At 74.4% G+C, this 16820-nt stretch carries 16 protein-coding genes; 8 read left to right on the forward strand and 8 right to left on the reverse strand.

The genetic code is table 11. The features are described 5' to 3' along the window. Positions 1-27 precede the first annotated feature (27 nt). Genes ACH4K4_RS03250 through ACH4K4_RS03260 form a run of 3 tightly spaced genes read left to right on the forward strand, consistent with a single transcriptional unit; the run spans position 28 to position 3619 of the window. Positions 28-1731: a BCCT family transporter gene (locus tag ACH4K4_RS03250; protein ID WP_398164397.1), complete on the forward strand. Its 1704-nt coding sequence runs from the start codon at positions 28-30 to the stop codon at positions 1729-1731. A 33-nt stretch (positions 1732-1764) separates the two neighbouring features. After that, positions 1765-2700 carry an LLM class flavin-dependent oxidoreductase gene (locus ACH4K4_RS03255; RefSeq protein ID WP_398164398.1) on the forward strand — a complete coding sequence of 312 codons (936 nt, stop codon included), beginning with the start codon at positions 1765-1767 and terminating at the stop codon, positions 2698-2700. A gap of 46 nt (positions 2701-2746) precedes the next feature. Then, positions 2747-3619 (forward strand): nucleotidyltransferase domain-containing protein, encoded by an 873-nt coding sequence (locus tag ACH4K4_RS03260; protein ID WP_398164400.1) that lies wholly within the window; start codon positions 2747-2749, stop codon positions 3617-3619. 36 nt (positions 3620-3655) lie between these two features. Here the strand turns inward: ACH4K4_RS03260 and ACH4K4_RS03265 are convergent, their stop codons facing one another. Beyond that, positions 3656-4234 carry a methylated-DNA--[protein]-cysteine S-methyltransferase gene (locus tag ACH4K4_RS03265; RefSeq protein WP_398164401.1) on the reverse strand — a complete coding sequence of 193 codons (579 nt, stop codon included), beginning with the start codon at positions 4232-4234 and terminating at the stop codon, positions 3656-3658. 8 nt (positions 4235-4242) lie between these two features. Next, entirely contained in the window at positions 4243-5715 is a 1473-nt protein-coding gene (locus ACH4K4_RS03270; protein ID WP_398164402.1) for an AlkA N-terminal domain-containing protein, read from the reverse strand. Positions 5716-6014: 299 nt separating this feature from the next. Here ACH4K4_RS03270 and ACH4K4_RS03275 point away from each other — a divergent pair, with 299 nt between their 5' ends. Then, entirely contained in the window at positions 6015-6776 is a 762-nt protein-coding gene (locus ACH4K4_RS03275) for a GNAT family N-acetyltransferase (protein WP_398164403.1), read from the forward strand. 34 nt (positions 6777-6810) lie between these two features. On the opposite strand, the gene ACH4K4_RS03280 is transcribed toward ACH4K4_RS03275, so the two are convergent. Together ACH4K4_RS03280 and ACH4K4_RS03285 are read right to left on the reverse strand one after the other, a co-directional pair. Continuing rightward, the gene (locus tag ACH4K4_RS03280; protein ID WP_398164404.1) at positions 6811-7332 is read right to left on the reverse strand and encodes an O-acetyl-ADP-ribose deacetylase; all 522 of its coding nucleotides are present in this window, start codon (positions 7330-7332) and stop codon (positions 6811-6813) included. 40 nt (positions 7333-7372) lie between these two features. After that, positions 7373-7996, reverse strand: coding sequence for a TetR/AcrR family transcriptional regulator (locus tag ACH4K4_RS03285; RefSeq protein WP_398164406.1), 624 nt, complete (start codon positions 7994-7996; stop codon positions 7373-7375). A 98-nt stretch (positions 7997-8094) separates the two neighbouring features. Between ACH4K4_RS03285 and ACH4K4_RS03290 the strand changes: the two genes are divergently transcribed. Both ACH4K4_RS03290 and ACH4K4_RS03295 read left to right on the forward strand, forming a co-directional pair. Beyond that, the gene (locus ACH4K4_RS03290; RefSeq protein ID WP_398164407.1) at positions 8095-8724 is read left to right on the forward strand and encodes an MSMEG_1061 family FMN-dependent PPOX-type flavoprotein; all 630 of its coding nucleotides are present in this window, start codon (positions 8095-8097) and stop codon (positions 8722-8724) included. Between the two features lie 23 nt (positions 8725-8747). Further along, complete coding sequence (locus ACH4K4_RS03295) at positions 8748-9656, forward strand: PDR/VanB family oxidoreductase (RefSeq protein WP_398164409.1); 909 nt, start codon at positions 8748-8750, stop codon at positions 9654-9656. Positions 9657-9665: 9 nt separating this feature from the next. On the opposite strand, the gene ACH4K4_RS03300 is transcribed toward ACH4K4_RS03295, so the two are convergent. The 4 genes from ACH4K4_RS03300 to ACH4K4_RS03315 form a co-directional block, all read right to left on the reverse strand. After that, positions 9666-10301: a TOPRIM nucleotidyl transferase/hydrolase domain-containing protein gene (locus tag ACH4K4_RS03300; protein WP_398164410.1), complete on the reverse strand. Its 636-nt coding sequence runs from the start codon at positions 10299-10301 to the stop codon at positions 9666-9668. A 56-nt stretch (positions 10302-10357) separates the two neighbouring features. After that, positions 10358-11767, reverse strand: a complete 1410-nt coding sequence (locus ACH4K4_RS03305; RefSeq protein ID WP_398164412.1) for a phytoene desaturase family protein — start codon at positions 11765-11767, stop codon at positions 10358-10360. A gap of 49 nt (positions 11768-11816) precedes the next feature. Continuing rightward, entirely contained in the window at positions 11817-12707 is an 891-nt protein-coding gene (locus ACH4K4_RS03310) for an inositol monophosphatase family protein (RefSeq protein ID WP_398164413.1), read from the reverse strand. Positions 12708-12814: 107 nt separating this feature from the next. Further along, positions 12815-14662, reverse strand: coding sequence for a gamma-glutamyltransferase family protein (locus ACH4K4_RS03315; RefSeq protein ID WP_398164414.1), 1848 nt, complete (start codon positions 14660-14662; stop codon positions 12815-12817). 153 nt (positions 14663-14815) lie between these two features. On the opposite strand from ACH4K4_RS03315, the gene ACH4K4_RS03320 reads away from it, so the two are divergent. Further along, the gene (locus ACH4K4_RS03320) at positions 14816-15601 is read left to right on the forward strand and encodes an SIR2 family NAD-dependent protein deacylase (protein ID WP_398164415.1); all 786 of its coding nucleotides are present in this window, start codon (positions 14816-14818) and stop codon (positions 15599-15601) included. A 100-nt stretch (positions 15602-15701) separates the two neighbouring features. After that, the gene (locus ACH4K4_RS03325) at positions 15702-16769 is read left to right on the forward strand and encodes a biotin/lipoate A/B protein ligase family protein (protein WP_398164416.1); all 1068 of its coding nucleotides are present in this window, start codon (positions 15702-15704) and stop codon (positions 16767-16769) included. Positions 16770-16820: the final 51 nt, after the last annotated feature.

The raw sequence follows: 16820 nt of genomic DNA on the forward strand, positions 1-16820 counted from the left end.
GCCCCTTTCAGGTCATAGTGGGACGCCATGAGCGCGCAGACGTCCGAGGAACCGACGCCGGAACCCGTGCCGGGAGGCGCGGCGCACGACCCGCCGCCCGACCTCGTCCTGGTCGGTGTCGGCGCCGCCGCGGTCGTCGCGGTGGTGGCCTGGGCGGCCCTGGGCAAGAAGAATTTCGAATCGGTCAGCGGTACCGCGCTGAACTGGGTGCTGGGGAATTTCGGCTGGCTTTTCGTGGTGGCCGCCGACGCCTTTCTCGTCATGTGCGTTCTCATCGCATTCAGCCGTTTCGGCAGAATCCGGCTCGGCAAGGACGACGCGGAGCCGGAATTCGGAAATCTCGCGTGGATCGCGATGATGTTCAGCGCCGGCATGGGAATCGGCTTGATGTTCTACGGCGTGGGCGAACCCCTCCAGCACTACGTCTCCCCGCCACCCGCGAGCGGTGTCGCCCCGCAGAGCGGCGCCGCGGCCCGTACCGCGCTGGGGTACTCGTTCTTCCACTGGACGCTGACGCCGTGGGCCATCTACGGCATCGCGGGCCTCGCACTGGCCTACGCGGGTTTCCGCAAGGGACGCAGCAACCGGCTCAGTTCCGCGTTCGTACCGCTGATCGGCGAGCGGCGGGCCGGCGGGCGGCTGGGTCACCTGATCGACCTGCTGGCCGTCTTCGCGACGGTCTTCGGCACGGCCACCAGCCTGGGCCTCGGCGCCCTCCAGGTCGCCAAGGGCCTCAACATCACCACCGGCGCGGCGGACGGCACGGCCGTGCAGCTGGTCATCATCGCCGCGCTGTCCGCCGCGTTCGTGGCGTCGGCCTTCTCCGGGCTGCACAAGGGCGTCAAGTGGCTGTCCACCCTCAACATCGTGCTGGCCGCGCTGCTGATGCTGTTCGTCTTCGTGCTCGGCCCGACGGTGTACGTCCTGGACAGCATCCCGGCGAGCGTCGGCGGCTACCTCGACGACCTGCTGCCGATGGCCTCGCGGACGGGCGCGTTCACCGACGCGGGCTGGCTCGGCGCCTGGACGATCTTCTACTGGGCGTGGTGGCTGTCCTGGGCCCCGTTCGTCGGCACGTTCATCGCCCGCATCTCCCACGGCCGCACCATCCGCGAGTTCCTGTTCGGCGTACTGCTGGTGCCCAGCGCCGCGACGATGGTCTGGTTCTGCGTCATGGGCGGCAGCGCGATCCGGCTGGACGCCAGTGGCCGCGCCGACCTGGCCGGGAACGCCAAGGACGCGGAGGCGTCGCTGTTCGGGATGCTGGACGCGCTGCCGGCCGGCACCGTCACCTCCTGGGTGGCGATGATCCTGGTGATGACGTACTTCATCACCAGCGCCGACTCCGCCTCCCTGGTCATGGGGTCGCTGACCAGCCGGGGCGCGCTGCACCCGCGGACCTGGCTGGTGGTCACCTGGGGCATCCTGATGGCCGCGGTCGCCGCGGTGCTGCTGGTGGCCGGCGGGCTGGACTCGCTCCAGACGGCGACGATCCTGGTCGCGCTGCCGTTCGTGTTCGTGATGCTGGCGCTGTGCTGGGCGCTGCTGAAGGAGCTGCGCGAGGACCCCGGCGCCGGGCCCGCGCGCCACCAGGCGCTGCACGGGCTGCGGGACGCGGTGCGCACCATCGTCGGCGAGACGATCACCGAGCAGGGGCGGGGCCGGCACCCGCGGCTGCGGCGGGCCGCGGACGCCAAGCGGGCGGGGGACGACACGGGAACGTCCCCTTGACCTCAAGTCCCCTTGAAGTTGCATCGTCGTCGTATGACGTTTCTCCCGGACTCCGCGGTCCCGCCGGGCCGCCTGGCGGTGGGCGTGGTGCTGCCGTCGCCCGCCGTGCAACGCGCGCAGAAGCTCGGCCTCGCGGACGCGGCCCGGCACGCGGAACAGGCCGGGCTCGACCTCGTCTCGCACGGGGACCGTCCGGCGGGCGGCGCGGCGTCGCCGGACGCCGCGGTGGCGCTGGCGACGGCGGCCGGCGCGACCGGGCGCGTCACCGTCGTCGGCGGGGTGGGCGTACCGGCGCTGCGGCCGCTGGCCCTGGCCGCCCGGCGGATCGCGAGCCTCCAGCACGTCGCGGACGGGCGGCTGGTGCTGGGCGTGGAGCCGGGCGGCGGGCGCGAGCAGTGGGCGGCGGCCGGCGTGCCGTACGAGGAACGGGGCCGCCGGACGGACTCGGCGCTGCGGCTGCTGCCCCGGCTGCTCGCGGGCGAGCCGGTGCCGCTGCCGTACGAGGCCTCAGGCGCGGAGGCCGGTCCGGTGCCCGCCGTGCCGGTGCCGCCGGTCTGGATCGGGGGCAACTCCCCCACCGCGATACGGCGCGCCGCGCGGCTGGGCGACGGCTGGTTCCCTTCCCTGGCGCCGTCCGCCGAGGTGGCCGAGGGCGCGGTGCGGCTGGCCGAACTCGCCGTCGTACACGGCCGTAAGCTCCCGGTTGTCGCCGTCGGCACCACCGGCGTACTCGGTACGGAACCGGGCCTGCCCGGCCGGGCGGACATCGCGGCACGCCTCGCCGCCGCCCACGGCTCCCCGGCCGGACGCTTCGTGGACGTACCCGTGACCGGCGGGCTCCAGGAGGCCGCGGAACGCCTGCACAGCTATTGCGGCGCGGGCGTCAGCCGCATCCTGATGAGGTTCGCGGGCGGTGACTGGCGCCACCAGGTGGACCTGCTGGCGGACGTGCGCACCCTGCTGCGCTGAGAAACGGCCGTGCGGCGGTGGGTGGCGGCGTCCTAGGCTGGCCGGCATGAAGGAGAGCACGGACCGCTCCGGGCGGGCGCACGAGTCGCGTGAGGACTACTGGGCGGAGAGCGGGGCGGCCGCCCTGGCGAAGGTGCCCGGCGTCATCGGTGTGACGCTGGGAGGGAGCCGGGCCAGGGGCACCCACCGCCCGGACTCCGACTGGGACTTGGGCGTCTACTACCGCGGCGAACCCGACTTGCCGGCCCTCGCGGACCTGGCGGCGGAGGTCACCGGCTCCCCCGTGGAGATACACGCGCCGGGCGCGTGGGGGGACTGGGTCAACGGCGGCGCCTGGCTGGTGATGCCGGACGGCAGCCGTGTCGACTGGCTTCTGCGGGATGCCGACCGGGTGTCACGGGTGTGGCAGGAGTGCCGGGCGGGCCGGTTCGAGATCGGTGCCCAGGTGGGCCATCCGCTGGGGTTCTGGTCCCCGGCGTACGCGGGCGAACTGGCCCTGGCACGCCTGCTGGCCGACCCCACCGGCGAACTGGGCCGGCTGCGAGAGGAGACGCGCGAGTACCCGGAGCCACTGCGGGCCGCGCTGACGGGCACGGCGGTCTGGGACGCCGGGTTCTCCGTGGCCATCGCGGGCAAGTCGGCCGCGTCCGCGGACACCTTGCACGCCGCGCTGTGCCTGGCCCGGGCGGTGGGCGACCTGACACAGGCGCTGCACGCCCACCACCGGACCTGGTGCGTCAACGAGAAGGGCGCGCTCGCGGCAGCGGCGTCCCTGCCCGGCACGCCGCCCGGCTTCGCGGAGCGGGCGGGCGCGCTGCTGGGCGGACTCGGCCGTACCGGGGCCGAGTTGACGCGTTCACTGGAAGCCGCCGAGCAACTGGTGGCGGAGGTACGTGCGGTGGTGGACGGCTCCGAGTGACCGGCTCGGGCCGGTGGCCCGGGGCGACCGTACTCCTCACTCCTCCCCGATCACCAGCTGCCGCCCGCCGGGGCCTGACCCGCCCGGCGCCCCCTGCGCTCCGCCCCGTTCGAAGTCCAGCAACAGGCGCTTGCGGTCGAGTCCGCCGCCGTAGCCGGTGAGGCTTCCGCTCGCGCCGATGACGCGGTGGCAGGGGATGATGATGCCGATCGGGTTCTTGCCGTTGGCGAGGCCGACCGCGCGAGCCGCCGAGGGCTTGCCGATGCGCTCGGCGAGCTGCCCGTACGAGAGCGTCGCGCCGTACGGGATCTCGCGCAGGGCGTCCCAGACGACCCGCTGGAAGGGCGTTCCGCGCGGGGCGAGCGGCAGGTCGAAGCCGGTCAGGGTGCCGTCGAAGTAGGCGCGGAGCTGCCGGACGGTCTCGGCGAAGGGCGGGGCCAGTGGGTCCTCCGGCGGGCCGAAGGACTCCTGGGGCGGGCGGTGGCGCTGATCGGTCATGTAGAGGCCGACGAGGGTGTCCCCCTCGGCCACGAGGGTCAGCGGGCCGTACGGGGTGTCGGGCAGGACGGCGTGGCAGCGCTCGCCGCCGGTGGCTTCGGGAACGGGAACGGACATGGTGCGCCTCAGTCGGTGGGGAGGTGGTTGATGGGGTGGTCGTCGGTGGCCCAGAGGTACTGGACGGCGTACGCGCGCCACGGGCGCCAGCGCGCCGAGTGCCGGACGAGCGCCGCCGGGGTGGCGGGCAGCCCGAGGTGGGCGGCGGCACGGCGCAGGCCGAGGTCGGTCGGCGTGAAGGCGTCCGGGTCGCCGAGGGCCCGCATGGCGATGCACTCGACGGTCCACGGGCCCACGCCGGGCAGCGCGGCGAGCTGGGCGCGGGCCCGCTCGCGGTCGGTGCCGACGCCGAGCTGGACGTCGCCGCCGGCCAGGGCGCCGATCAGCCCGGTGAGCGTGGCGCGCCGGGTGCGCGGCATGGCCAGCGCTTCGGGGTCGAGGCCGGCGAGGGCCGCGGCCGGCGGGAAGAGGCGGGTGAGGCCGCCCGCCGGATCGTCGATCCGCTCCCCGTGCGCGGCGACCAGCCGGCCGGCGTGCGTACGGGCGGCGGCGGTGGACACCTGCTGGCCCAGTACGGCACGGACCGCGAACTCGTCCGCGTCCACCGTGCGCGGCACCCGCCGCCCCGGCGCCTTGCCGACGAGCGGGGCCAGCACGGGGTCCTCGCCCAGCAGCCCGTCGACCGCCTCCGGGTCGGCGTCCAGGTCGAGCAACCGGCGGCAGCGCGCGATGGCTCCGGCGAGGTCGCGCAGGTCGGTGAGGGAGAGCCGGCAGTCGATGTGGCCGGGGCGCGGGCTGAGGGCGACGATGCCGTGCCCGTACGGAAGGCCGAGCGTGCGCCGGTACGCGCCGTCCCGCCACTCCTCCACGCCCGGTACGGCGGTCGCGGCCAGGTGCCCGAAGAGGTTGTCGGGGCACAGCGGCTGCCGGAAGGGCAGCCGCAGGGCGAGCATGCCGGGCAGGGCGGCGCCGGCACCGGGCCTGGCGCGCCGCCGCAGCTCGCTCGGCGCGAGCGCGAACACCTCCCGCACGGTCTCGTTGAAGGTGCGGATGCTGGCGAACCCGGCGGCGAACGCCACGTCCGCCATGGGGAGTTCGCTGGTCTCGATGAGCAGCCGGGCGGTCTGGGCGCGCTGCGCGCGGGCCAGCGCGAGCGGGCCTGCGCCGAGCTCGGCCAGCAGCTGCCGCTCGACCTGGCGGGTGCTGTAGCCGAGCCGGGCGGCGAGCCCGGGGACGCCCTCGCGGTCCACGATGCCGTCGGCGATCAGCCGCATGGCCCGCGCCACGAGGTCGGCGCGCTCGTCCCACTGCGGCGAACCGGGGCTGGCGTCCGGGCGGCACCGCTTGCAGGCGCGGTATCCGGCCTGCTGAGCGGCGGCGGCGCTCGGGTAGAAGGTCATGTTCTCGGGTTTGGGAGGCACCACCGGGCAACTGGGGCGGCAGTAGATGCGCGTGGTGCGCACCGCCGTGTAGAACCAGCCGTCGAACCTGGCGTCCTTGGACTGTACGGCGCGCAGACAGCGCTCGAAGTCGGTGTGCATGTCTCCAGCATCCGGCAGCCACGAGCGCCGGGCTGGCGGTTTTCCGACATCAGCGTGCGGTGACCAGCGGGGGCGCCGCGGACTGTCGCGATCCGGGCGCGCCGCCCCGGGGTGGCATACGGCACCCGCCGCGAATTTGCTTCGGGCCGGGGCCCGTATGCGAGAGTGGGCCGACCCGGTCGGCCGGGCGCGCCGCGTGCGCTGCCGCTGCCGGGACCCCCTACTTCAGACGGACGGTTCCGGCCGCGCCCTCGCGTGTCCGGAGTCGTTCCCCTCCCTACGTCCTTTTCCAGAGAGTGATGCAGGCAACGACTCTTCTTCCCCGGACCGCGGACCTGTTCACGCAGGGCCTGGAGCTCCAGGAGGGTGCCGCCCTCCTGCGATTCGGCGCCGCGCGGCAGCGGCCCGCCGACCGGATCGGCTGGTCCGGCGCCGGTGCCGCCGCCTGGCTCGACGAGGCCCGCGGGCACGTGTGGAGCGTCGGCGAACCCGGCGCCGCCGCCGGCCTCGTCGTGCGGGCCGCGCAGGGCCTGCCCGACCGCGTACGGGAGTTCACCGGGCCGCGCGGCACCGAGACGCTGGCCGGCCGGCACCTGGCGGTGACCGACGTCGTCGAGTGGATCTTCCGCTGGACGCTGGAGGAACCGGCCGTCCACCCCGCGGAGGACCGGGTGGTCACACTCGACGAGAGCCACCACGACGAGCTGCTCGCTTTCCTCAACGAGCACAGCCCGGCCCACTCGACCGGTCCCGGCTCCGCGGACGTCAGCCTCTGGGCCGGCATCCGCGGCGCGGACGGGCGGCTGGTGGCTTGCGGCGCCATGAGCAGCCTGCGGGACAGCGGCGCCCCGCTGATGGCGTCGGTCGCGACCGACGCCGCCCAGCGCGGGCAGGGGCTCGGCGCGGCGCTGACGTCGTGGCTGACCCGGCACACCGTGCGCCGGCACGGGTTCTGCACGCTGTGGCAGCTGGCCGACAACGCGCCCGCCGAGCGGCTCTACGACCGCCTCGGCTACCGCAACGAAGATCCGTGCGTGTCGGCGCGGATCGCGTCCGGCTGAGCGGGAGCACCGTACGGTCGCGGCCCGCGGCCGGTCAGCCCACCCGGGCGGCGAACGCCTCGTACGCCCGCTCGCCGAAGAGGACGAAGCGCACCTCGGCCACGGCCGTCCTGGCGGCCCGCACCGTCTCGACGGCGATGCGGGCCGCGTCGTCCAGGGGCCACCGGTAGACCCCGGTGGAGACGGCGGGGAAGGCGACGGTACGGGCGCCCAGCTCGTCGGCGACCCGCAGCGACTCGCGGTAGCAGGAGGCGAGCAGGTCCGAGCGGTCCTCGGACCCGGTCCAGACGGGGCCGACGGTGTGGATCACCCAGCGGGCCGGCAGCCGGCCGGCCGTGGTCGCCACGGCCTGGCCGGTGCCCAGCCCCCGTCCGTAGTGCGAGGCGCGCAGCGCGCGGCACTCCGCGAGGATCTCGGGCCCGCCGCGCCGGTGGATGGCGCCGTCCACGCCCCCGCCGCCCAGGAGCGAGGAGTTGGCGGCGTTCACGACGGCGTCCACCTGCTGTTCGGTGATGTCGCCCGCGACGAGGGCGAGGGCGGGGGTGTGTGCGGTCATACGGCCATCATGGCCCGGCCGCCGGGCGGCGGCGGGGACGTCACCGGGCCGTTGTGAGGTAGCCGGTGAGCATGGCGACGAGTTCGTTCTCAAAGCGGGTGACGTCGACGGGGTCCGGTGCGGCGAGGAGCTGGTGGACGACGAGTTCGATCGTGGCCACGACGAGCCGGGCGGCGACCTGCGTGTCCTCGACTTCGACCTCGGGGTGTCCGGCGATCAGGTCGTGCACGTAGGCGGTGCGCGCCTGCTTGTGCCGGTAGATCTTGTCGAGCAGTTCGGGGGCCCTGGGCGCCTGCTCGGCCATGACGCGCAGCAGTTGGGGATCGTCGAGGTGGTTGCCTATCGAGGTGCGCACGAAGAGGCGGATGGTCTCTTCCAGGGATTCGGGCAGCTGCCCGTCCCGGTGGCTGTCGGCGGCGGCGATCCCGGCGTCGAGGTGCCGGGTCACCAGCTCCATCAGGATCGCGTCCTTGTTCGGGTAGTACTGGTACAGCGAGCCGATCGAGACGCGTGCCCGCTCGGCGATGCGGTTGGTGGTTCCCGCGGCGTAGCCGTACTCGGCGAAAACGTGAGCAGCCGCGGTGAGGATGCGCTGCCTGGTGGCTTCGGCGCGGGCCTGGCGTGGCTGTTTACGTGGCTGGAGTCCGCGGCGGTCCGCTGTCATGGCACCTCCCGGGCGGCCCCTCGAAAGCGAGTGGCGAGGACCTGAGCAATTACTCACAATAGTGCCATGAGCTGCGACGGAGCACTTAAGGAGTCCTCATGACCCCTACCGGGACCAGGCCCAGGCGGCTGTCCCCCGACGAGGTACGCGCCCGGCTCGGCACGCCCCACGCCATGGTCAAGGACAAGATCCACGACCACATCGACGATCTCTCCCGCCGCTTCATCGCGCTGTCGCCCTTCGTGTCGCTGGCCACGGCGGACGCGGCGGGACGCGCCGACTGCTCACCGCGCGGCGACTACCCGGGGTTCGTGAAGGTCCTCGACCCGTACACGCTCGCGCTGCCCGACCGGCCGGGCAACAAGATCGCCGACTCCTTCCGCAACATCGCGGAGAACGACGGGGTCGGCCTGCTCTTCCTGGTCCCCGGGGTGCGGGAGACGCTGCGGGTCAACGGCAGCGCCTACCCCACCGACGAGCCCGACGTGCTCACCCGGATGCGCACCGAGGCCAAGGAACCGGACCTGGCGATCGTCGTCGAGGTGGCCGAGGCGTACTTCCACTGCGGCCGTGCGCTCATACGGTCCCGGCTGTGGGACCCGGCGAGCCAGGCCCTCGCCGACGAGATGCCGCCGGCCGGCGAGATCGCCGCCACGCAGCTCGGGCCCGACGTCGACCCGAAGCAGTTCGAAGCCGTCCTCGAAGAGTCCTACCGCAAGCTCTACTGACCGCGCAGGAAAGGGAATCACCGATGCAGCGGACCGTCATCGACCGCATCGACCGGGTCACCGAAGACGTCGTCTCCCTCGTTCTGCGCGGCGCCGACGGGCCGCTGGCGCCCTGGGAGCCGGGCGCCCACGTCGACGTGGCCCTGCCGAACTGGCTGACCCGGCAGTACTCACTGTGCGGCGACCCGGCGGCCCTGGAGACCTACCGCCTCGCCGTGCGGTACGAGCCGCTCAGCCGGGGCGGCTCCGAATACATCCACCGTTTCCTGCGCCTGGGCCGCCCGCTCGGCGTGTCGCTGCCCCGCAACCACTTCCCCCTCGTCCCCGCGCCGCGCTACCTCTTCCTCGCCGGGGGCATCGGCATCACCGCCGTCCTGCCGATGCTGCGTGCGACGGCCGGGGCGGGGCTGCCCGCCTCACTCGTGTACGTGGGGCCGTCGGCCGACACCATGCCCTTCGCGGACGAACTGCGCTCCACCTACGGCGACGCCGTACGCGTCGTCGCCACGCGGCAGCACGGCAGGCCGGACCTCCGGGCGCTGGCGGCGGAGCTGGAACCCGGCACGCTGGTCTACTGCTGCGGCCCGGCCTCCATGCTCGCGGCGGCGGAGGCCGCCTTCCCGGCGGAACAGCTGCGCATGGAACGGTTCCAGCCGACGCCCAAGGTATTCGCCCCTGACACGGCTTTCGAGGTCGCGTGCGCCCGGTCGGGGCGGACGGTCCACGTGGATGCCGACGAGTCGCTGCTGAACGCCCTGGACCATGCCGGGCTCCCCGTGTCGTCCGGGTGCCGTGAAGGCGTCTGCGGCAGTTGCGAGATCACCGTTCTCGACGGGGAGGTCGAGCACCGGGACGACGTCGGCGCCCCCGAGGGCCGGATGTACGCCTGCGTCTCCCGCGCGCTGGGCCCGCGGCTGGTGCTGGACCTCTGAGCGCATCGCTCAGAGGCTCGCGAGGAGGTCGTCGAGCGGGTCCGGCACCTGTCCGGGGGCGAGGGCCTCGACGAGGAGGCGGCCGTAGCGGATCTTGCGGCCCTTCTTCGTACCGAGGAAGCGCCGCAACTGCCGCTGCCGGGACCGGCCGTGCTGTGCGGGCTGGTGCAGAAAGGTCTGCCAGGAGCGCAGGTCGCCCTCCGCCGCGACGATCTCCTCGGCCCTCGCCGTGCCCAGCGCGCGGACGAGTTCGTCCTCCAGGTCCGCCACACACACGAAGAAGCCCCGGCGCGGTGCCCGTGCGCGCTCCAAAGCACGGTCGTAAAAGCGCTGTTCGTTCTCGTCGCACAGCCCCGCCAGGCGCAGTCCGAGGCCGGGCGGCCCGAGGAGGGCGGCGTAGCGGCCGACGCTCATCGCCCCGCCCATCGGCACGACGCACACCCCCTCGGCGGTCAGGTCGCGGCCACGCCGTACGGCCAGCGCCTCGACGGCCGCGAGGTCACTCGGCCCTTCCAGCAGCACCGCCGTGCGCACCCCCAGCCGTACGGCCAGGTCGCCCGCCGGGCCGCCGGGGCCGCCGGCCGCCCAGCAGCCGACCGCGTCCCGGAACGCACCCATGTCCGCCGACGCCCGCATGTCCGCCATGGAGCGAGTCTGCCCCTCCGGCGACGCCGCGGCACGCGATATCCGGCGGCCCCGGGTCAGCCGGTGGGGCGCAGGCGGCGCCAGACCGTCCTGGCGGCGTGGTGGCCCGGCATGCCGTGGACGCCGGGGCCCGGCGGGGTGGACTGGGAGCACAGGAAGACCGCCGGGTGGGCGGTGGTGTACGGGACGCGGGACAGCTTGGGCCGGACGACCAGGCCGAGGCCCGCCGCCGAGCCCGCGCCGATGTCCCCGCCCACGTAGTTGGCGTTGCGGGCGGCCAGCCGGGGCGGCCCGGCGACGGCGCGGGCCAGCACCAGGTCGCGGAACCCGGGTGCGAACCGCTCCAGTTGGCGTTCCACCGCCTCCGTCGCGTCGCCCTCCCAGCCGTGCGGGACGTGGCCGTACACCCAGAAGGTGTGCTTGCCCTCGGGGGCGCGGGTGGGGTCGACCAGGCTCGGCTGCGAGGTGATCAGGAAGGGGACGGACGGCGCACGGCCGTCGGCGGCGGCGCGCAGGGCGGTGCCGATCTCGCCGCTGGTGGGGCCGAGGTGCACGGTGCCGGCCCGCCGGGCGGCGTGCGACGTCCACGGCACCGGGCCGGACAGCGCGTAGTCGATCTTGAAGACGCCGGGGCCGTACCGTACTCCGCGGTAGGCGTTGCCGAGCCCCGCGATCCGGGCCAGGGCGGTCGGCGAGGTGTCGAAGACGTACGCGCGGGCCGGGGGCAGGTCGTCCAACCGTTTGACCTCGTACCCCGTGTGCACCACGCCGCCGTGCAGGCGCAGCAGCGCGGCCAGGGCGTCGGGGATGGCCTGGGAGCCGCCGCGCGGGACCGGCCAGCCGCCCGCGTGCGCGGCCAGGGCGAACATGAGGGCGGCGCCGCCCGTGCCGGGGCTGCTGAGCGGCGCGATGACATGGGCGGCGAGGCCGGCGAACAGGCCGCGCGCCTTCTGGTCCCGGAAGCGGCGGTTGAGGAGCGCGGCCGGCTGGGCCGCGGCCAGGCCGAACCGGGCGTACGTCACCGGGTCGCGCGGCAGGCCGAGCCACTGGGTGCGCAGGAAGTCCGCGGCGAGGGTGTCCCACTTGCCGACGAAGGGCGCGAGCAGCCTGCGGTACGTCCCGGCGTCGTGCGCGCCGAGGGACATCGCCGTCTCGCCGACGGAACGGGCGAGCACCGCCGCCGTACCGTCGGGAAAGGGGTGCGCCAGTGGCAGCTCCGGGTGCAGCCACCGCAAGCCGTACCGCTCCAGCCCCAGGGCGGCGAACGCGGGCGAGCCCACGGCGAGCGGGTGCACCGCCGAGCAGGGGTCGTGCCGGAAGCCCGGGAGGGTCAGCTCCTCGGTACGGGCGCCGCCCCCGATGGTGTCGTGGGCCTCGAAGACCTCGACGGCCAGGCCGCGGCGGGCCAGTTCGACGGCCGCCGTCAGCCCGTTGGGGCCCGCCCCGATCACCACGGCATCGAGCATCGTCGGCACCTGCGCCACTCCCCTCGTGTGCGACCCTCGCCCTTGAGGATCAGTCGGCGGCCGCCAGCAGTCCGAGGATACGCCGGGCCGTCGCCGCGTCCCGTGCCGCGGTGAAGGGCAGCGCGTTGCCGCCGGCTATCCGGAACGGCTCGCCAGCGACCGTACCGCTGGCGCCGCCCGCCTCGTGGACGAGCAGCAGCCCGGCCGCGTGGTCCCACGCGTTCTCCCAGCTGAAGGCCACCGCGTCGATCCGGCCCTGCGCGATGTGCAGGTACTCCAGGCCCGCCGAGCCGCAGGGGCGCGGGGCGATGCCGGCGGTCTCCAGGGCGGCCAGCACCCGCTTCTGCTCGTCGGTGGTGAAGTCGTAGTGCGATATCGCCACGTCCAGCACCGCACCGGCCGCCGGGGACCCCGGGCGCAGCGGCGTCCCGTTCAGCTCGGCGCCGGCGCCGCGGCGGGCGGTGGCCATCAGGTCGAGGGCGGGCGCGTACGTCCAGGAGGCCAGCAGTTCGCCGCGGAGCGCCAGGGTGACGAGCGTGGCGAAGCCCGGGTCGCCGTGCACGAACTGGCGGGTGCCGTCGACCGGGTCGACGATCCATACCGGCGCGTCGCCGCCCAGCGCTCCGAGCACGGCAGGGTCGGCGTGCACCGCCTCCTCGCCGACCACCAGCGAGCCGGGCAGCAGGGTCGTCAGGGCGGCGGTCAGGTGCTCCTCGGCCAGCCGGTCGGCGACCGTGACGAGGTCGTGCGGGCCGTTCTTCTCCACCACCTCGTGGGCGGCGAGCTGCCGGAACCTCGGCATGATCTCGGCCGCCGCCGCCTTGCGGACGGCGTCCTCCACCGCTGCCGTGTCGAGCGCTCGCAGCACCTCCTCGGCGGTGCGCGTCGCTTGCGTCGAGTCCGTCGTGTCTCCCGTATCCGTGTGAATCGCTTCGATCATGACTCCATCGAACCACGACCCACTGACACAGGGCCTGGACAGGAGGTGAACTCCGGATGCCGGAGCCGGGCCCGGCGGGGGCCGCCCCTGCCTCCACCGCCGCTCCCCTACCGCCCCACCGCGTACCCCTGCATCCCCCGCGGGTTCGCCGCCGCCGACAGCACCCCGGTCTCCGGGTCCCGCGCCACCGCGGACAGCCGCCCCTCCGACCACGGGTCGCCCACGGTCACCGCGTGCCCGCGGCGCCGCAGCCCCCCGATCACCTCCGCGCCGATCCGGGACTCGACGGTGACGGCGCCCGGCCGCATGGCGCGCGGGAAGAAGGAGCCGGGGAAGGAGTCGTTGTGCCAGTTCGGGGCGTCGATGGCGCCTTGGAGATCGAAGCCCCCGCGCACCGGCGCGCGCAGGGTCGCGGCGAGCAGGAAGTGCAGCTGCCACTGGTCCTGCTGGTCGCCGCCCGGGGTGCCGAAAGCCATCACCGGCACGCCGTCGCGCAGCGCCAGCGACGGCGTGAGGGTGGTGCGCGGCCGGCGGCCGGGCGTCAGCGAGTTCGGCAGCCCCTCCTCCAGCCACGCCATCTGCAGGCGCGTGCCGAGCGGGAAGCCGAGCGCGGGGACCACCGGGTTGGACTGGAGCCAGCCGCCGGAGGGCGTCGCGGAGACCATGTTGCCCCAGCGGTCCACGATGTCGATGTGGCAGGTGTCGCCGCGGGTGGCACCGCTCCGGTCGACCTCGGGCGCGATGACGGGCGCGGCACCGGGCGTGCCGGGCCCGGCCACGGTGGGCTCGCCCGCGCCGCTGCCGGCGCCCGGCGCTCCGGCGGCGTCCTCGCCCGCCGCGACCGCCAGGGCGTGCTTGCCCAGCCGGGGCGCGCGGCCGTCCGGGCTGCCGGGCCGCAGCCCGTACGAGGCGCGCTCGCCGATCAGGGCCCGCCGCGCCGCGTTGTAGTCCTCGCTCAGCAGCGTCCCGAGCGGCACCTCGGCCGCGTCGCCGTACCACGCCTCGCGGTCGGCCATGGCCAGCTTGCAGCCCTCGATGAGCAGGTGCACGTACTCGGCGCTCCCGTACTCGGGCAGCTCAGGCGGCAGCAGGGCGAGCTGCTGGAGCAGCACCGGCCCCTGCGACCAGCCCCCGGCCTTCGCCACCGTCCACCCGTTCCAGTCGTACGTCACCGGGTCCTCGTACGTCGCGGAGAAGGCCGCGAGGTCGTCGCCCGTGAGCGTGCCGGCGTGCCGCTCGCCGGAGGTGTCCATGGCAGGCCGGGCGGCGAAGGCGGCCAGCGCCTCGCCGACGAAGCCCTCGCGCCAGATCCGCCGCGCGGCGTCGATCCGCGCCTCCCGGCCGGCCTCGGCGGCCTCGGCCTCACGGGTCAGACGGCGCCAGGTGGCCGCCAGCGGCCGGTTCCTGAGCAGCCCGCCGGGCGCGACCGGCCGCCCCTGCGGAAGGTAGATCTCGGCGGACGATATCCACTCCGTCTCGAACAGTTCCCGTACCGTCGCGACCGTCTCGCCGACCCGCTCGACGGCCGGGTGCCCGTGCTCCGCGTACCCGACGGCGTACTTGAGCACCTCGCCGAGGGACTTGGTGCCGTGATCGCGCAACAGCAGCATCCACGCGTCGAACGCGCCGGGCACGGCGGCGGCGAGCGGCCCGGTGCCGGGCACCAGCCCGAGCCCGAGCGAGGTGTAGTGCGCCACGCTCGCCCCCGCGGGGGCCGGGCCCTGGCCGCACAGCACCCGCACCGGCCCGCCCGCCGGCGCGAACACGATCGGCACCTCCCCCGCCGGACCGTTCAGGTGCGGCTCGACGACATGCAGCACGAACCCGGCGGCCACCGCCGCGTCGAAGGCGTTGCCACCGTCCTCCAGCACGGCCATCGCGGACTGCGAGGCCAGCCAGTGCGTGGTCGCGGCCATGCCGAAGGTTCCCTGGAGGGTGGGACGGGTGGTGAACACGTGGCTCCTCGCTTCGATGAACGAACTCTCTCCCGCCCTCTCCCCCGCCCCGGGCCCGACGATGCCACCGGGCGCCCCGAAGGCACCGGGCCACCCACGAGGACGCCGGCAAATCCGCTCGCCGTCCCCGCAGCCGCTGCATACGCTCGCGGCATGACCGGTACGGATCCCGCCAGCGCCCCGACCTCCCACGACTCCGCCCGGCGCCCCCTGGTGGCGATTCTCAGCGGCGCCGGCATCTCCACCGACTCCGGCATCCCGGACTACCGCGGGCCGAACGGGCTGTGGCGGCGGGACCCCGAGGCGGAGAAGCTGGTGACGTACGAGTACTACATGAGCGACCCGGACATCCGGCGCCGTTCCTGGCGGATGCGGCAGGACAGCCCGGCCCTGCGCGCCCGGCCGAACGCGGCCCACGAGGCGATCGCCCGGCTGGAGCGGTCCGGCGTACCGGTCCGTGTCATCACGCAGAACGTCGACGGGCTGCACCAGCTCGCGGGCGTACCGGACCGCAAGGTCCTGGAACTGCACGGCACGGCCCGCACCGCCGCCTGCACCCGCTGCCACGCCCGGTCGCCGATGTCCGAGGCCCTCGCCCGGGTGGCCGCGGGCGACCCCGATCCGGCGTGCGCCGTCTGCGGGGGCATCCTGAAGTCGGCGACGGTGATGTTCGGCGAGCGGCTCGACCCCCAGGTGCTCGGTACGGCGACGAGCGTGGCCAAGGCGGCCGACGTCTTCATCGCGGTGGGCACGAGCCTCCAGGTCCAGCCCGCCGCCTCGCTCGCGGGGGTGGCCGCCGAAAACGGCGCCCGGCTGGTCATCGTGAACGCCGAGCCCACCCCGTACGACGACCTGGCCGCGGAAACGATTCGCACCCCCATCGGGACCGCCCTCCCCGCCCTGCTCGCCACCCTCGCCGCCGAGGGCACCGGTTCCTGAACCGCCCCCTTTGCCGGGAATGCCGTCGCCGGCGCTACGGTTGTCCCGGCTGCCGGCCGTCCGGGTCGTGCGCCGGAACAGGACAGCGGGAGGATGCGCCGTGCAGGGCAAGCACCACGGTGAGTACAAGGTGCCGGGCGGCAAGCTGGTGGTCGTCGATCTCGACGTGACGGGCGGGGCGCTGCGTGACGTGCGGGTCGCCGGGGACTTCTTCCTGGAGCCGGACGAGGCGCTGGGCGCCATCAACGGGGCGTTGGAGGGGGCGCCGGCCGACACCGACGCGCGGGGGCTGGCGGCGCGGATCGACGCGGCGCTGCCGCCCGGCGCCGTGCTGTTCGGCTTCACGCCGGAGGCCGTCGGCATCGCGGTGCGCCGCGCGGTCGCCCAGGCCACCGACTGGACCGACTACGACTGGCAGATCGTCCACGAGGAGCCCCAACCGCCCGCCCTGCACATGGCGCTGGACGAGGTGCTGACCGCCGAGGTGGCCGCCGGGCGGCGGCCGCCGACGCTGCGGGTGTGGGAGTGGGACCGCCCGGCGGTGATCATCGGCAGCTTCCAGTCGCTGGCCAACGAGGTGGACCCGGAGGGCGCCGCGCGGCACGGGGTGACGGTGGTGCGGCGGATCAGCGGTGGTGGCGCGATGTTCGTGGAGCCGGGCAACACCATCACCTACTCCCTGTGCGTGCCCGCCTCGCTCGTGCAGGGGCTGACCTTCGCGGAGAGCTACGCCTATCTCGACGACTGGGTGCTGGCCGCCCTCGGCGACATGGGGATCAACGCCTGGTACAAGCCGCTCAACGACATCGCGACGGACGCCGGAAAGATCGCCGGAGCTGCCCAGAAGCGCATGGTCGCGGGTGACGGCGCGGTGCTGCACCACGTGACCATGTCGTACGACATCGACGCGGACAAGATGGTCGAGGTGCTGCGGATCGGCAAGGAGAAGCTGTCGGACAAGGGCACCCGGAGCGCGAAGAAGCGGGTGGACCCGCTGCGCCGGCAGACCGGGCTGCCGCGCGCCGAGGTCATCGAGCGGATGATCGGCTCCTTCCGGGCGCGGTACGGAGGCAGCGCGGGCACGGTCTCCCAGGAGGAGATGACGCGGGCCCAGGAGTTGGCGGGCGGGAAGTTCAGTTCGCCGGAGTGGACCGCGCGGGTGCCGTAGTAACGGGTGCCGTAGTAGCGGTTCGGATCGGCGCGGCTGACGTGCGCGGCG

The sequence above is a fragment of the Streptomyces sp. NPDC017529 genome, assembly GCF_044329785.1.
GTDB lineage: Bacteria > Actinomycetota > Actinomycetes > Streptomycetales > Streptomycetaceae > Streptomyces.

Coding starts and splice junctions, on each gene's coding strand:
- ACH4K4_RS03250 (WP_398164397.1), top strand. CDS start 28: ATGAGCGCGCAGACGTCCGAGGAACCGACGCCGGAACCCGTGCCGGGA.
- ACH4K4_RS03255 (WP_398164398.1), top strand. CDS start 1,765: ATGACGTTTCTCCCGGACTCCGCGGTCCCGCCGGGCCGCCTGGCGGTG.
- ACH4K4_RS03305 (WP_398164412.1), bottom strand. CDS start 11,767: ATGCTCGATGCCGTGGTGATCGGGGCGGGCCCCAACGGGCTGACGGCG.
- ACH4K4_RS03275 (WP_398164403.1), top strand. CDS start 6,015: ATGCAGGCAACGACTCTTCTTCCCCGGACCGCGGACCTGTTCACGCAG.
- ACH4K4_RS03265 (WP_398164401.1), bottom strand. CDS start 4,234: ATGTCCGTTCCCGTTCCCGAAGCCACCGGCGGCGAGCGCTGCCACGCC.
- ACH4K4_RS03280 (WP_398164404.1), bottom strand. CDS start 7,332: ATGACCGCACACACCCCCGCCCTCGCCCTCGTCGCGGGCGACATCACC.
- ACH4K4_RS03285 (WP_398164406.1), bottom strand. CDS start 7,996: ATGACAGCGGACCGCCGCGGACTCCAGCCACGTAAACAGCCACGCCAG.
- ACH4K4_RS03300 (WP_398164410.1), bottom strand. CDS start 10,301: ATGGCGGACATGCGGGCGTCGGCGGACATGGGTGCGTTCCGGGACGCG.
- ACH4K4_RS03260 (WP_398164400.1), top strand. CDS start 2,747: ATGAAGGAGAGCACGGACCGCTCCGGGCGGGCGCACGAGTCGCGTGAG.
- ACH4K4_RS03310 (WP_398164413.1), bottom strand. CDS start 12,707: ATGATCGAAGCGATTCACACGGATACGGGAGACACGACGGACTCGACG.
- ACH4K4_RS03320 (WP_398164415.1), top strand. CDS start 14,816: ATGACCGGTACGGATCCCGCCAGCGCCCCGACCTCCCACGACTCCGCC.
- ACH4K4_RS03295 (WP_398164409.1), top strand. CDS start 8,748: ATGCAGCGGACCGTCATCGACCGCATCGACCGGGTCACCGAAGACGTC.
- ACH4K4_RS03270 (WP_398164402.1), bottom strand. CDS start 5,715: ATGCACACCGACTTCGAGCGCTGTCTGCGCGCCGTACAGTCCAAGGAC.
- ACH4K4_RS03290 (WP_398164407.1), top strand. CDS start 8,095: ATGACCCCTACCGGGACCAGGCCCAGGCGGCTGTCCCCCGACGAGGTA.